The organism is Streptomyces sp. NPDC005728, from assembly GCF_040630895.1.
Classification (GTDB): domain Bacteria; phylum Actinomycetota; class Actinomycetes; order Streptomycetales; family Streptomycetaceae; genus Streptomyces.
In genome coordinates, this window is record NZ_JBEXYL010000083.1 from 21092 (window position 1) to 35640 (window position 14549).

15 protein-coding genes are annotated in these 14549 nt (G+C 68.5%); 5 read left to right on the forward strand and 10 right to left on the reverse strand.

The genetic code is table 11. The features are described from left to right. Nucleotides 1-213: 213 nt before the first annotated feature. From ABZ471_RS36905 to ABZ471_RS36940, 8 genes are all read right to left on the reverse strand, one after another. Nucleotides 214-1347, reverse strand: coding sequence for a hypothetical protein (locus ABZ471_RS36905; RefSeq protein WP_359072797.1), 1134 nt, complete (start codon nt 1345-1347; stop codon nt 214-216). Between the two features lie 22 nt (nt 1348-1369). After that, nucleotides 1370-1915, reverse strand: a complete 546-nt coding sequence (locus ABZ471_RS36910; RefSeq protein ID WP_359072799.1) for a hypothetical protein — start codon at nt 1913-1915, stop codon at nt 1370-1372. A 101-nt stretch (nt 1916-2016) separates the two neighbouring features. Next, nucleotides 2017-2208 carry a DUF5999 family protein gene (locus tag ABZ471_RS36915; RefSeq protein ID WP_359072819.1) on the reverse strand — a complete coding sequence of 64 codons (192 nt, stop codon included), beginning with the start codon at nt 2206-2208 and terminating at the stop codon, nt 2017-2019. Nucleotides 2209-2381: 173 nt separating this feature from the next. Beyond that, entirely contained in the window at nt 2382-2690 is a 309-nt protein-coding gene (locus tag ABZ471_RS36920) for a WhiB family transcriptional regulator (protein ID WP_359072800.1), read from the reverse strand. Nucleotides 2691-2852: 162 nt separating this feature from the next. Further along, the gene (locus ABZ471_RS36925; RefSeq protein WP_359072802.1) at nt 2853-3035 is read right to left on the reverse strand and encodes a hypothetical protein; all 183 of its coding nucleotides are present in this window, start codon (nt 3033-3035) and stop codon (nt 2853-2855) included. 82 nt (nt 3036-3117) lie between these two features. Next, a complete protein-coding gene (locus ABZ471_RS36930; protein WP_359072804.1) occupies nt 3118-3282 on the reverse strand; it encodes a hypothetical protein in 165 nt (54 codons plus the stop codon). A 160-nt stretch (nt 3283-3442) separates the two neighbouring features. Next, nucleotides 3443-4273, reverse strand: coding sequence for a hypothetical protein (locus tag ABZ471_RS36935; RefSeq protein WP_359072806.1), 831 nt, complete (start codon nt 4271-4273; stop codon nt 3443-3445). A gap of 321 nt (nt 4274-4594) precedes the next feature. Further along, on the reverse strand, nt 4595-4972 hold the full coding sequence (locus ABZ471_RS36940) for a hypothetical protein (protein WP_359072808.1): 378 nt from the start codon (nt 4970-4972) through the stop codon (nt 4595-4597). 267 nt (nt 4973-5239) lie between these two features. Between ABZ471_RS36940 and ABZ471_RS36945 the strand changes: the two genes are divergently transcribed. Next, complete coding sequence (locus tag ABZ471_RS36945) at nt 5240-5998, forward strand: GntR family transcriptional regulator (protein WP_359072809.1); 759 nt, start codon at nt 5240-5242, stop codon at nt 5996-5998. A 107-nt stretch (nt 5999-6105) separates the two neighbouring features. Here the strand turns inward: ABZ471_RS36945 and ABZ471_RS36950 are convergent, their stop codons facing one another. Next, nucleotides 6106-6531, reverse strand: a complete 426-nt coding sequence (locus ABZ471_RS36950; RefSeq protein ID WP_359072810.1) for a hypothetical protein — start codon at nt 6529-6531, stop codon at nt 6106-6108. A 28-nt stretch (nt 6532-6559) separates the two neighbouring features. Between ABZ471_RS36950 and ABZ471_RS36955 the strand changes: the two genes are divergently transcribed. From ABZ471_RS36955 to ABZ471_RS36970, 4 genes are all read left to right on the forward strand, one after another. Continuing rightward, nucleotides 6560-8266, forward strand: coding sequence for a helix-turn-helix transcriptional regulator (locus ABZ471_RS36955; RefSeq protein WP_359072811.1), 1707 nt, complete (start codon nt 6560-6562; stop codon nt 8264-8266). A gap of 40 nt (nt 8267-8306) precedes the next feature. Next, the gene (locus tag ABZ471_RS36960; protein ID WP_359072813.1) at nt 8307-9287 is read left to right on the forward strand and encodes an asparaginase; all 981 of its coding nucleotides are present in this window, start codon (nt 8307-8309) and stop codon (nt 9285-9287) included. Between the two features lie 29 nt (nt 9288-9316). Next, nucleotides 9317-9778, forward strand: a complete 462-nt coding sequence (locus tag ABZ471_RS36965; RefSeq protein ID WP_359072814.1) for a DUF296 domain-containing protein — start codon at nt 9317-9319, stop codon at nt 9776-9778. A gap of 1196 nt (nt 9779-10974) precedes the next feature. Continuing rightward, a complete protein-coding gene (locus ABZ471_RS36970) occupies nt 10975-12978 on the forward strand; it encodes a hypothetical protein (protein WP_359072816.1) in 2004 nt (667 codons plus the stop codon). 1283 nt (nt 12979-14261) lie between these two features. Here ABZ471_RS36970 and ABZ471_RS36975 read toward each other — a convergent pair. After that, nucleotides 14262-14549, reverse strand: a 288-nt coding sequence (locus ABZ471_RS36975; protein WP_359072818.1) for a transposase, incomplete at its 5' end; no start/stop codon positions are given.

Consider the following 14549-nt stretch of genomic DNA (forward strand, 5'->3'; position numbering starts at 1 on the left):
AACGCGACCCTAAATCGCACACGCATTTGATTTCCTGGCATTTTTAGGGCGCTCGCCGGATCTGCTCCCCGCGTCTGCGCACGTCCCATGCGCTCGGCGGGCCACTCACCGGGTCTGCACCCCCTGTGGACTGCGGTTTTCCGGCAGTCACAGCAAGGGCCAGCCCGCACGTTGCGGGCTGGCCCTCACTGGTGATGCCGGACAAAAAGCAGGTCAGGCGTCCGCTTCTGCGGACTCCTCCTCCCCGGTGCCCTCAGACGTCTCCCCGTGCCCCTCATTGGCCAACAGCGCCGCCCACGCATGACGAATCCGCTCCTCACTGCCGACAAAACCAGCCCGACGGAAGGAATCACGGGCCTGGCGGTAAGACATCGGGGGATCCACGGCGTAGCGCAAATGCCGCAACACCACACCGATCTGAGCACCGGTCAACTGCTCACCCGGCACAGGCACCGGCACACCCCCGACGACCGCCAGATCCGCGAGCGTGACGACACGTGCTGGTCCCCTACCGCCGGACGTGCCGAACGGCGCGTCGCCATCTACGGACAGGGCGCTGACCTGCGTGCCTGCGGTGTGCCGGTCAAGGGCGGGTGTGCCGGATCCGACACGCTCCATGGAGACGGGCAGCGCCGGCGCCGTAGGCTCCCACGTGCCGAGGTCGGGCAAGGGGATCTCACCGACCCAGGGCGGCAACGCCTTCTCCGCGACCGTCTCTGCGGTGGTCACAGCCTGCTCGTGCAGCTCCTCGGTCATGATCTGCTGGGCCTTGAGCACGGACAGGCGATAGTCCGTTTCGGCCTGGGTCACCCGCTGGTTCAGGTCCTTGGCGAGTTCCAGCAGCTCGATGCGGTGGGCGGCCTCCGCCTCCATCTCCTCCAGCTGGTCCGCCACCTGCTGCCGCTTCACGGCGATGGTCTGCCGCGTCCCAGCGGACATCCGCCGGCCGAGCGACGGCAGAGCGATCCACCACGCCGTCTTGGTTGCGACGATGGCGACCGGCGTCAGGATCACGGCCAGGTCGAACCCGCCCGAACCGTTCAGGATCAGATCGGCCGTAGGGATGGCGGCGTTGACGGCTGTGAGGGCCAGGCCGGCTACCTGGACGCGCCGCGCGCGTGTCCTGTTGTTGCCGGACAGGATCTCGGTGGCTTGGAAAACGCACCACAAAGCGTCCAGGGCACCCACGGTCGGAACCGCCCACGCCCCGAAGCGGGGCTCCAGGATCTGGTAACTGACGGCCATCGACAGGATGGCCACGCCCAGGGTGACCACCCCGAGCACGCTAAGCACCACCCCGCGCGAGGAGGGTGCCCACCAACCCCTCTTCTTGTCCTTCACGTTCATGTCTCCTCTCTGACTTCCTAGATCAGCTGGTGGCCGGGCCGGGCCCGTAGGCACGGGCAAACCGGGCGCCAGCGGTCAGCAAGGCGGTGATATCCGCGTGGGTGCGGGTCAGCCGCTCCGCCCACGGCACGGCGCGGGCGGAATTCACTCCGGTGTGGGCCTGGATGATCAGGTCCAGGACCGCGTGCGCGATGTGGTCGGTGTCCGGGTCGCCGTCACTGCTCTCAGCGACGTGGCGCAAGGCGGTGGACAGGGTCCGGCGCGGATCGGTGCCGATCTCGTCGCGGACCACACGCAGCAGCGCCCGGAGCATGTCCTCGACGGTCATCGAGTCGTCGTCCGGGCCCGCGACAGTGGACCAGCCCTTGCCGTTGTCGTGGATGCGTAGCCAGCCATCCGTGTCGAGCAAGATGATGGTGGCGTCCAAGTGGCGGGCGACCGCCTCGCCGGAGGACTCCTCACCCGAGAGGCCGGTCCACAGCGGCCGGTAGGTGTCGGCAGCGAGGGCCGCCGCCTTGCGCAGCGCCTCGACGGTGAATACCGCCGAGGCGGGGGCGGTGTTGGGCATGGCAGCTCCTCGGTGTGTGCGGTCCGGACTGTCCGGATCCCCTTCACCGCCCGCACCAGCCGCCAGGGATCGGCAGTCGGTGCGGGCGGATCAGGCAGCCGTCAGGCCACGACTGCGAGCGGCCGGTGCGGGGCGATGATTCGGCCGTCGGGGAGCAGGTCGCCGGTGTCGTCAAAGAGCAGGACGCCGTTGCACAGCAGGCTCCAGCCCTGCTCCGGGTGAGCGGCCACGACGCGGGCGGCTTCCGCCGCCGTGCTGCTGGCGGACGGGCAGTGCGGCGTGTGCGTGCACAGTGAGTCCGGCAGCCGCGTGGTGTCGGTCGTCGCGGTGTCGAGCTGGGTGGTCGTCGTGCCCATAAGGGCCTCCCTGGGCTGTCGGCCGGGCTGTCCGGCTCCCCGTCACCGCCCGTCCCGGCCGCCAAGGTGCAGCGGTCGGGACGGGCGGATCAGGCAGCCGCCAGAACGGATCAGGCAGCGGTACGGCGGCGTGCGGCCTGGCGTTTCATGCGGCGGCGGTCGGTCTCGTCGGTGCCGCCCCACACGCCCAGCTCGTTGCGCTCCAGCGCACCCTGTAGGCAGCTCTCCATGAGCGGGCAGCCACGGCGGCAGACGGCCTTGGCCTCCTCGATCTGGAGCAGCGCTGGGCCGGTGTCGCCGATGGGGAAAAACAGCTCGGGGTCCTCATCGGCGCAGGCCGCACGGGACCGGACCGGCGCGTCGGTGGAGACGGGCGCGTAGTCGTGGGTGCGTACGATGGCGATGGATACTCGCTTCATTCGGGCCTCCCAAAAGGTCCAGTGCAAGAGACAGCCCCAGGGCGGCCACCCTGGGGCTGTTGCGTGTCTGCGACGGCCGGATGGCCGGAGCGGGGTGACATCCCTACGCTCTCCGCTGGCCCCGCCCGGTGAGGGGCGGGGACGACGGGCGATGCCGGGGGATCAGCGCTGCTGTTTCTGGCGCGCGGTGTAGGCGTCCTGGAGGCGGGCGAACCGCTCGTGGATCGGCTCCCCCGGCACACATGACTGGTCGGCCTGGCAGACCGGGCAGTTGATGGTGTGCTCGGTGGAGTCGGTGAACGCCTCCATATAGCGGATGTACAAGTCGTCCGTCGGCTTGGTCATCGGCGGTTGTTCTCCGACTGCTTGTTCTTCTCCGCGTTCTTCCGCGAGAGCTCCGCCCGCTCTTCGTCGGTCAGGCTGGTGATCACGCGGCCACCTCCCAACCGGCGAGCGCCGCGGCGATGGCGGGCCGGAGCACCAAGGCGACGTCGACACGGGCGACGTCCTCGGGCTCGTAGCCCTTGGCGTTGTCCTCGTCCTCGATGTCGTCGATGATCCCGGCCATCGGTCGCGGCACGGTACGTGTCATGCTGTGGTGCATCAGGTCCTCCAGACAGGTCCTGGACAGCCCCGGGGATCCCTAGTCCCTGGGGCTGTCGCCGTTCTGGCTGTTCGTACGAGCAGCCACGGCCCCGGCCTCCCCGCTCTGTTCGGGGAGGCCGGGGCCGTGGTCGATCGTGCGCGGGGTCCTACCGGCTAAGCTGCTCCACCTTCATCGCAAGCATCGTGATCGTGCTCATGACGTCGGCCCGCTCCCAGTCGGTCAGCCGCGGGCTCTTGGCTTTCTCCGGGCTGAGCGGCTTCAGCATCGCCACCAGCGCGTCGTGTACCCGCTGGATGTCGGCCCGGCGCACCGAGTCGGCGGTCGACGCCCACTGAAGATCGCGCAGCAGCCACTGTCCCTGCTCGCGCTGCTCCGCCAGCTCCTCTTCGATCGTGAGGGCCGCGCGGTGAGCGGGCTCGGTGCGCTGCTTGTGCGCGACCAGGTGAGCGAGCCGGCCGCCGTCGGTGCAGCGGTCGCGGCCGGACGGGGCGCAGGTCGCGCAGCCCTTGGTGTGGGCCTCGTACATCTTGAGCACGGCCTTCGCGTCCAGGAGCGGAGACAAGATCTGCATGACCGCCGGGGCGACCGCGACCTTCGGCTTCCGCGTGACGCGGTTCGAGCGACGCCCGTTGGTCTCCGCGGCCCCTTCCTCCAGACGCTGCCGCCACCGCTCGATCTCTACGTCGATGATGACGCGACGGTGGCTGCCGCCCTTGCAGACGACCGGATCGGCCGTGCCGGCCTTGTCCGTGTGGTGGGGCACCAGCCGCGTTCGTCCGGGCTGCCCGTTCGGGCGGTTGATCGGCACCCAGGTACGGCAGGACGGGCACACCAGCGAGATGCAGGCCGGGTCCAGGTCGTACTCGTGCGCGGCCATCTGGGAGACACGCAGCGGGTCCAGTTCGTTGCGACCGCGGGAACGGGTGCGGCGGACACGCTCCTTGGCAGTGCGCTCGGTAGCAACAGCAGCAGACATGTGGACTCCTCACGTACGGAGCGGACGGGGTGCGGCATCGTGGGTGCTCTCTCCGCCACTGCAGGACGCTCGGCAAGGCCGACATTCCTGCAGGACGGACAACGCATCAGCGCTGCGTCTTCACGCAGCAGCCCCTGAGCCAAAAGCCCTGGTCCGGAGGAGTTAGTGGTGCCTCATCGTGCAAAGACTCCGGTGCCACCGAAGTGGCGACTACTGCGGTGGTGCTCGGTAGGGGACCGACGTTCCGGCTCCCTCATCCGGCGCCGCCCGCAGGCGGTTCCGGGTGGGGGAGCCGGGTCCGTGAGAACCCGGCGGGGAGAGTCAGGCCGCGACTGGCAGGAGCGCAGCGGCCGGCGGCGCGCCGCGCAGCTGCGCGGCGTAGGGCAGAAGGACGTCGATCAGGCGCTCCTGGACCCGCACGACGATGGTTGGGTCGTCGGCGGTGATGTCCGCGGCCGCCAGCAGCCGGTCGTGCCGGGCCCGGATCGCGTCCCGCGCCGACTTCTCGTCCAGACCCGCCAGGTGCTCGTACGGAAGTTCGCTGGCCTCGTACATGTCGAGGGGCGTACCGAACGCCACATCCAAGTCGATGTCGCCGAACTCCGGAAGGTCCACCTCGATTGCGTCCAGCAAGGCGAGCGTTTCCGCGTCGAAGGACTCGCTGGCGAGGCGGGCTGTGGGCCGGTGGGTGAGGTTCATCGGGTGGTGCTCCTCTCGGTGGAGTCCGCCGCATGGGCGGGACACGACGACCAGGTGGTTCAGGGCGGTGAGTCGAGTAGGGGTGCACGGAGTGATCAGCGGATCGCTTGTCGTGACCTCGTTGCGATGACCCCAGTAGAGCAAATCTCTTTATAGAGGTCAACGGATCAGTAGAGAGAAGGGCTAAAATTTCGGGGAGGGCCTTCGACCGGTTCGGCCGACTGTGCGTACGATCAGCTCTATAGAGAGCCGACCGCAGGGAGACAGATGAGCCGCGAGGGCCAGGCCAGCCAGCCCAAATACCTGCGGATCGCCGCAGAACTCCGGGGCGCGCTCGAACGCGGCGACTACCAGCCCGGCGACCGTCTCCCAGGCGAGAACACCCTGGCTGCCGACTTCGGCGTGGCGCCCCTGACGATGCGCCAGGCACTCGGAGTGCTCCGCAGCGAAGGCCTCGTCGGGTCCCGCAAGGGATCGGGGTGGTTCGTTGAGTCGGTCCGCCCGATCAGACGCCGAGGCATTCCCCGGCTGGCCCGTGGCCAGTGGGGAAGCGGGAAGACCATCTGGTCCGCAGACGACCGCCGCGCCCCAGATGTCGACCACATCAGCGTGCAGGAGGACACGGCGCCGCCCCGGCATATCAGCGACGTGTTCGAGCTGGCGCCCAACGAGACGGTCTGCGTTCGCCGCCGGCGGTACGTCATGGAGGGACGTCCGGTCATGGTCGCGGAGTCCTACCTGCCCCAATCGCTTGTGGCAGGCTCGCCCATCACTCAGGCCGACACCGGCCCCGGCGGCATCTACGCCCGCCTGGCCGACCTTGGCCACGCTCCGGCTCGCTTCCGCGAAGAGATCCGCGTGCGTATGCCTTCCGCCGAAGAGGCGGCCCGGCTGGCCATCCCTGCTGACAGGTTCGTCATCAAATTGGCCCGTACGGCGTTCGACGCCGAAGGGCGAGCAGTGGAGATCAATGAGATGACCATGGACTCCGCTGCATACGTCCTCGACTACGAGTTCGACGCCTGATGTGCCCGTTTCGCGTCCCGAGCGCTGCGGGTTGCTACTCCCGTTGCAAAGGGAGCCAACCCACAGTGCCCTGCTCGCACGAAGCCGAAAGCAAAAGGCCATGCGGCTCATCGGCCCCGCCGGTTCGACAGCATCAGCAAAGCCCTAAGGATCAGGCCGGTCGCGCTGGTGCTGGCCACGGTGGTGACGATGTCGCGGACGACCACAAGGAGCACCGACGCGACCAGGCCGGCGGTCAGGACCGCAGCAATGCGTATGACCACAGCGCCGGGTCGGCCACGCGGGTGGTGCCCTGCAACAGGTCTCGGGCAGCTGCAGTCGTGCGTCGAGGTCGGTCCCGTGAGCATGAAGTCGACCGTGCGGCCGTGAGCGTCGGCCACAGTGCGCGCCATGTCGTGGGCATGCCGAAGTTGGGTCATATCGCCCTCCTGGAAGGGAAGTTGGGGGTTGCGGCTGGTGGAGCCGTCACTCCAGGTGTAGGCGTGATCTGCGGTGACTTCTACGGTGTCGGTGTATCCGTCGGCCGGATACACCGACTTGGATACATGGAGGGGGCTCGAGATGGGGCAGCGGCCGAATGCGCTGACGCCGGACAGGTCGCCCCAGCACCGTCTTGGCTACGTGATCCGCGAGCTTCGAGAGGCGCGCGGTCTGTCCATGAGGGAGCTGGCCGGCAAGACGTTCGTTTCGCACTCCAAGGTGCAGCGATGGGAGTCCGGCGACCGGCCGCCGAAGGATCGAGGTGAAACCGAACGAATCGACCAGGCGCTTGGTGCCGGCGGTTTCCTGATCGAGCTGTGGCAGGAGATCGGCCAGGGTGCTTCCGAGGCTGGCCATGTATCCGATTTAGCAGCCCATGTATCCGATACATCGTTAGGCCTGGCCAGGCCCCTGGTCCAGGCGGCAACGTCGGACGGTGAGGGGATCTTCGTCCCTGCACGTCTAGACGACGGAACGGTGGTGCTCGTGGCACTCGATCGACGCGCGATGCTGCGCGCTGGGGCGGGGATCGGTGCAGCGGCGGTGGCTGGGTTTCCCGTGTCGGCGGCCGCGGCGGTCGGTTCGGCGGAGGACCCATTCGGATTCGCGAGAAGTGCCACCGGGAATTGGTCGGGGCTTCGGCTGTCGCGGCCCGGCCCTGATTTCGGGGTGGACTGGCAGGCGTTGATTCCGGGTGGCCGTTCCATGCTCGGTTCCCAGCTGTCGCTGCAGCTCCACCCTGCGCGCATCGAGGGTGGACGGGTGATCGTGTCTCTCCCTGACCAGCGGCGCGTGGAGGAGTTCTTGACCCGGCCGCATCGCGGTCTGCTGGTCGGGGCGGCGAGCACCGATGGCGTCTCGAGGTTCTTCGTCCTTGATGGCCGGGCGGCACGCAACAGGCTCACGAGGAACGGTGGAGTGTACGAAGTCTCTGCGCCCGCGGCCTACGAGCTGGACGATCTCACCTACGGGATTCTGTGGGCGGTGAGCAACTACGACGATGCGCTGCAGGCGGATGATCGGCCTCTTTCTGAGACGCGCAGTGACCTCAAAGCGTACGAGCGGCTCTCCGCGTCTGCGGTCAGCCGGGAGGCCGCGCCCGGGCTGAACTCCGTCGCCCACATGTGGCTCGGCTCCGATTTCTGCGCTCGGCATATCCTGCGTGCGCTGCCGGAGCTGCCGGAGCTGCCGTCTTTCTGGACCCGGGAGCAACGGGGTGAGGAGGCCAGCGCGTGGATGATCTTCGATCACAAGTACCCGTACCTGAGGGAGACCACCAAGGCGCTTGGCGGTACGAGCACTCGCGCTTTCTGCGTCCCGGAGGAAGTCGTCCGCTCCTCCCCACGGCATGAACGGATCCTGCTGTTCCTGGCCGTGGCGCTGATGGAGTCGCTGGGGATCCACGCCCAGTTCACGGCCGATCCCGCGTACGAGTCGGTCGAAGGCTTCGTGGTCGCTCCCGACAAGGAGGCGGTGATCGCCAACTGGATCCGCGGGGACGGAATGTGGCATGTCGACGTGACGGCCCGGTCCTCGGTCGTCCGGGAGTTCACGATCGCGGCACGCGACGTCGACGCCGACTCGATCACCGCTGCGCCAACCGCTGCCGGACGGCTCCGTACTCTCGCTCAGTACCTCGATCTGCCGTGGTCCTGGCTGATCGAACGGTGCGGCCAGCTCGCCCGGTACGGGTCGTCCGGTCTGATCCAGTCCCGCAGTCGGCTTGTCTCAGCGGCCGGCATCGATGCCGCGTGCGCGTACGTGGGATCTCTTCCAGCCGACCACTGATCTACACCACAACCAGCATGTCCACGAAGGGAAATAGATCATGGCTGACAACGCCCGGCGCGTCGCGGTGCTTTCGCTCGGAGGCACCATCGCAATGACCGCCCAGACGGGCGGCGGCGCGACTCCGACGCTGTCGGCAGACGACCTTGTCGCGGCCGTACCCGGCCTTGCTGACACGGGCATCCACGTGGAGGTCCTTGACTTCCGCCAGCTTCCCGGCGCCTCGCTGGCCTTCTCCGACCTGCTCGAGCTCGCCGTCACGGTGGACACCCTTGCGGTCGACGGTGTGGTCGTCACCCAGGGGACGGACACTATCGAGGAGACCGCGTATCTGCTGGATCTCGTCACCGCCGGGGACACGCCGATCGTGGTGACCGGCGCCATGCGCAACGCGAGCCTGGCAGGGGCCGACGGCCCTGCGAACGTGCTGGCCGCCATCCGCGTCGCGGCCAGCGCCGAGGCTCAGGGCCTGGGTTGCATGGTGGTGTTCGCTGAGGAGATCCACGCTGCCCGTTGGGTCCGCAAGACCCATGCCACGAGCCCCACGGCCTTTACCTCGTACCCCGGGCCGATCGGCTACGTCGCCGAAGATCGCGTACGGATCATGGCGCGCCCCAGCAACTACCCGGCGATCGATCCGCGCAGCGCCATGGTGCCCGCGCGTACGGCGATCTTCACGGTCAGCCTCGGAGACGACGGGACGCTCCTGCCCGCCGTAGGCGACCATGTCGACGGCTTGGTGGTCGCGGCATTCGGAGCTGGCCATGTCCCGATGGCCTGCGTGGACGCGCTCAGCGATCTCGCGAAGCGGATGCCCGTCGTCCTCGCCACGCGCACCGGGTCGGGTCCCGTGCTCCGGCAGACCTACGGCTTTCCCGGCTCCGAATCCGACCTGCTCAAGCGCGGGTTGATCTCCGGCGGCACCCTGGACCCGTTCAAAGCCCGCGTCCTGTTGCAGTTGCTGTTGATGACCTCCGCCGACACGGACCAGATCGTCCAGGCCTTCAGCACCGTCTCGTAATCGTCCCCCAACAGCCTCGAGGACCCGTCTTGCGCAGCTATGAACTGACCACCGGCCGCACCTTCGGCGTGACCTTCGACCACGGCGACGACTTCTTTCCCACCCTCGCCGCCTTCTGCCGCAAGCGGGGAGTCAAGCAGGGCTACATCCCCATGTTCATCGCGGGGTTCGCTGAGGCAGAGATCGTGGGCGCCTGCGAGAAGCTGGAAAATCCCGAAGCCCCGGTGTGGAGCAAGGTCCACGTGACAGGCGTGGAGGCGATGGGGTGCGGCACGCTCGCGTACGACGCTGAGACCGATACGGTCCGCCCGCACATCCACACGTCGCTCGGGGAGAAAGCGCGCTCCGCCAACGGCTTCACCAGTCATCTGCTGAGCGCCCGCGTTCAGTTCCTCGTCGAGATGTACGTAGTCGAGGTCGTCGCCCCCACCATGACCCGCCCCAAGAACCCGGACCTTTTCGATGTGCCTCTGCTGACCTTCGGCGTGTGAGCAACAGCTGATCCGCAGCGCAACGGTGCTCCCGGGAGGTGATGTAGGTGATCCGTTCTTGCGCAGAGTTGCTGGTGCCGCCCGAGTGGCGGGCGCCACGAGCAGGTTGCTTCCCGCCCGGCGGGATTCGCTGAAAGCACTAAGCAAATCCCCTTCTCCGCACGGTCAAAATCTGCTCGGCTCGCGGGAACTTGCCGGTACACCAGGGCGTTTGTGCGCCTGAATGGCTTTCACATTGGGAAGGAGGCACGCACTTGACGGCTCGGCAGCAAATGCCAGGCGTTGCGACACGTAAGCCCCTAGGGTCCGAAACCCAAACGCGGGGGAGTATCGTGTCTCCGAGCTTGATCAATATCGAAATGGCCCCCACGACCTTCAGCAAGTCGAGGGGGCGGGCCACTGGACCTTGTAGTGGAGGTCCTAGGCCTGCCGACCACCCGTCATTTCAGCGAATCCAGGTGATCGACATGTATCAGGGTACCCGTACCCTGCCCCTGACACACAGCACCCCGCCGTGGTGCCAGCAGCGCGCAAGCGATAGCTGGTCCTTCGGCGGGGCGTTTGTGCTGCGCATGGCCCTCTGCCCCTCGGTTGAGGGGAGCGGCGTGAAGTAGATCCAGGGACGGCTTCGCCGCCCGGGACGTCCAGCTCCCAGGTGATTCGCAGTCACCTCGGCTGGCGCCCCATCTGCCACCGGAGAGCTTCGCAGGCCCTCCGAAGGGATCGCCCAACCGGTTCGCAGCCGGCCAAGCGGTTCAACTCTCGGTTCTCCCAGAACCCGAAGCCTTGTAGGGCTTCGTCGCACCTTCCGAGGAAGGAGACGTCGTCATTCTGCATGACCTCTTGGGTTTTCGCCAGCCCAGATACGCCCGTTTCATCCGCATATGCGAGCCTGTGACATCCCATCTTGAGGCATTTCACAGTCCGATTCCTCACGGATGTCTGCCTGTTCGACTCCCGCTCGGCTCACTTCTCCCCGCACCGCGGGACGGCGCCTGCATTCTGCGCCCGTACTCCGGGAGTGCCCGGTGAGCGCTGTTGCGGCGTCGGCCGCTGCCCTGATCGAGGGCCCGCGCGGTGCTTTGCCGGGGCGTCGACTGCGATCGGTGCCCGCGCAGGCAGGCCCGGTACCGCAGCGTGGTCCGGCGCACCCACTGGTTTTGGGACGGGATGCCCGGGCGCGGCTGGGCGGTGCAGTGCGAACGCTGCTGGACGTCGCCGGCCTGGACGATGCGTTGGACGCGGTGCGCCTGGCGGTGCTGGTGCTGGCGTCGCGCACGCCGTCGGAGACCGGCGTAGTGGAGATCCGCACCTCGGAGCTGGGCCGGTGGCTCGGGCTGTCCGCGTCGTACGTGGCCTCCGATGTGCTGCCGCTGCTGCGCCGGTCCGGTGTGGTCTCAGTGGAGACGGCGGAGGGCGAGTACGGCCAGGACGACGGGCTGAAGTGCAAGGTACTGCCGCTGTGGGCGGCACACGGTGTGGTCGGACACCCGCTGAACCTGTCGAAAAGGGAGTACGCGATGCTGCTGCGGCTGCTGGAGACCGTGATGGCTCCGGGCTGGACGCTGAAAAACGGGCGTGTGATCCCGGCCGGGCTGATCGGTACGCGTACCGGTCGGGGCGCGGCGACGGACCGGCTGGCGCTGCTGCTGCTAGTGCTGGAGGCGCGGGAGACCGGGCGGGTGCGGCAGTGTGGCGGGACGGCGGACGCCAAGCGCGGCCGGGCGGCGACGACGTTGGCCCGGCTGCTGGGTTGCAAGGTCTCGCGTGGTGAGCGAGTGTTGGAGCGCCTGGAGGACCGGGATCTGGTGCGCCGGGTGCGTCTGCAGACTGGTTCCGGGCTGGCGAACCGGTCGCGGCTGATGGTGCCGGCGGTCGCCGCCGCGCACGACCGCACGGTTGCCGACGTTGTCCGGGAGAACCCTACGGAGGCCCTGGAGCCCGTGTTTTCAGACCCCGATGTTGCGGCAGGGGCTAATGAAGCGCGGGAGCCGAAGGAAGCTCCGCAAGTCAGCGGCGTGCCGGTGACAGATGAGGGGGCCGTTGCAGAGCCCGACGTTGCGGCAGCCCTTCACACTGATCACCCTCACGTGGTTACTCCCGTCCCTCCTCTCGCTCTCTCTACTGGCTTTTCCGGCGAAGGCCGTAGTGGGTCCGGTGATCTGCCGGACCGCGCGTGCATGCGTGAGGACGGCGGCCCGCTGCGCGGGGAACAGCCGAAGACGTCCCCGTCGATCAGCAGCAAGAAGCCCAACCGCGGGCCGGTGGTCGGCACTTCGGTGCGGGTCCTGGACAGAGAGCTTCAGGGCAGACAGCAGCGGGGGAGGGTGCCCCTGCCGCCGGAGGACTTGCGGGCCGTCCTGGCCCCGGTCGACCTGGTCTGGGCGCGCCTAGTACGTCAGTCCGCCCGCCGCCTGGTGGAAGCCGCTGCTCGCAGCGAGCTGGCCCGGGTGGTTGGGTTCGCCGGCCGTGCGGATGCGCCGCAGGTCCTCGCCGACCGGCTCGCCCGGCGTCTGGCCGACCAGATGCGGATGGCTTGGCCGATCCAGGACCCGGTGGGCTGGCTGATCGGCCGGGGCCTGCCGCAGCGCCAGGAGTGCGGCGATGTGCGGTGTGATGACCGGGTGCTCCTGGACTCCGGCCGGGACTGCCCCCGGTGCGAGGACCGGCAGGCTGATCGCCGTGCGCAGCGCATCGCGATCGCGGCCAGGGTCGACGCCGCAATGCCCGGGGCCTCGGAGGCGGAGCGGCGGGCGGCCACCGCGCACCAGCTGCACCAGGACGTGACGGCCAGGGCGTGGGCCCGTGAGCACGAGTGGGAGCAGGCCCGTGTTCGGCAGGCTGCCGCAGCTCAGGTCCGTACCGAAGCTGCGGTCGCGCAGCCCGAGGACGCCGTCCCGGCCGCGCCAGTTGCCTCGGTCGTGCTGCCCAGGCCCCGCCCGGCCGCGGTCGCCCCGACCCCGGAACCGGAGGTCGGCGGTGTCGACCAGGAGCTGGTCCTCGAGGACCTGACCCGCGAGCAGGTGCTGGACTGCCGCACCCGCGCCGCGCACGACCACCAGGTCGTCCACGACCACATCGAGCGGTACGGCAAGGCGTCGGCGCAACGCCTGTTCACCCGGGCGTTCGTCGAGACCGTGCAGCGCCTGTCCGGTCTCGGGCATCTGGACCTCGGCCACACCCCGTGGGGGCAGGCATGAGTGGCTGTGAGATGTCCGGCGTCGACATGGCCCGCGTCGCGCTGCGGGCCGCGATGGAAGCCGCGCGGAAGAACGGCGGCGGCCAGAAGGCGAAGCATAAGCCGCGTCCGGTCCGTACGGTGCGCCAGGACGGGCGCGACCCGATGGGCCTCGGGGCAGCGATCGGCACGCTGGTCACCGAACGCGCGTGGGAGCTCCCGGCCGCTGGCGCATCCCTGCGCGAGCGGCGGGCAGCCATCGCCCCGGAGGTGGCCGGGCACGGAACCATCCCCGCACGCGCGGGGAGCAGAAAATTGCCGGCAGATAGAACGGCTGACGCGGGAGGGTGGGGAAGAGGGCATCCCCGCAGACGCGGGGATCACGACGATCCGGCCCTTCAAAGCCCAGCCTGTCTGCGGAACCTCCCCCTCGCACACGGAAGGCCGTCAAGCCTACGGCCTCGAGCTTCCCACCCCCCAGCCAGTATGGAGCGGGGCACGAGGACCATCCCCGCGTGCGCGGGGAGCACACGGCGCCCTGGTACGAGGTCGGCCAGGTGCGGGGACCATCCCCGCACGCGCGGGGACGACATCACGACGATGGTGGGCAAGGCCAGGCCGCTCGAGCTACCCCCGCGTGCGCCGGGACGACCTGCAGGCCGAGGACGGTACGGAGCTGCCCAGCGAACTACCCCCGCGTGGGCGGGGACGATCAACGGGGCGAGGAGGCCAGCGCGTGGCTGATCGAGCTACCCCCGCGTGGGCGGGGACGATGAGCGGGCTGCCCAGGCACTCCCTACCGACAGCGAGCTACCCCCGCGGGTGCGGGGACGACCGCTGCGCGGGGAACAGCCGGAGAAGTCCCCGGGAGCTACCCCCGCGGGGGCGGGGACGATTGCGCCCATCCGGCCATGGCCTGACCGGCGTACGAGCTACCCCCGCGTGGGCGGGGACGACCGGCCACGTCCGCCACGCCGTCACGCACAGTTGGAGCTACCCCCGCGTGGGCGGGGACGACGTGCCGCAGAAGTGGCAGAAGCCGCTGGCCGCGGAGCTACCCCCGCGTGGGCGGGGACGACACTTCATGAGCTGGGACGATCCTAGCGACGTTGTCCGTTTTCCTTTAGATGAAAAGGCGGACAGGTCCCGTGGTGAAAATGAGACCAGCAGTCGCCCTCCCGAGTTGCCGCTCTGATGCGGTCGCCTTCGGAGGGGGACGGCGATCTGCGTCGGCTGGCCCCGTTTGGAAGGGGAGTGTCTAATCAAGGGTGTGTCAATTTAACGGCTGATCTTGGTTGTTGAGGTTCAGTTATTGGCCGGGGTGAGCCGGCCTTCGAAGGCGATCTGGAAGGCGTTCAGGGGTGCCTTCCATCGCATGGTCCACCTCTTGCGGCCCTTGCCGGTCGGGTCGAGGCTCATCAGCGCCATGTAGACGCATTTGAGGGCCGCGGTCTCCGACGGGAAGTGGCCCCGAGCGCGAACTGCTTTGCGTATCCGCGCGTTGACGCTCTCGATCGCGTTCGTGCTGCAGATGACCTTGCGGATCTCGACGTCGAAGGAGAGGAAGGGCACGAACTCGGCCCAGGCGTCCGA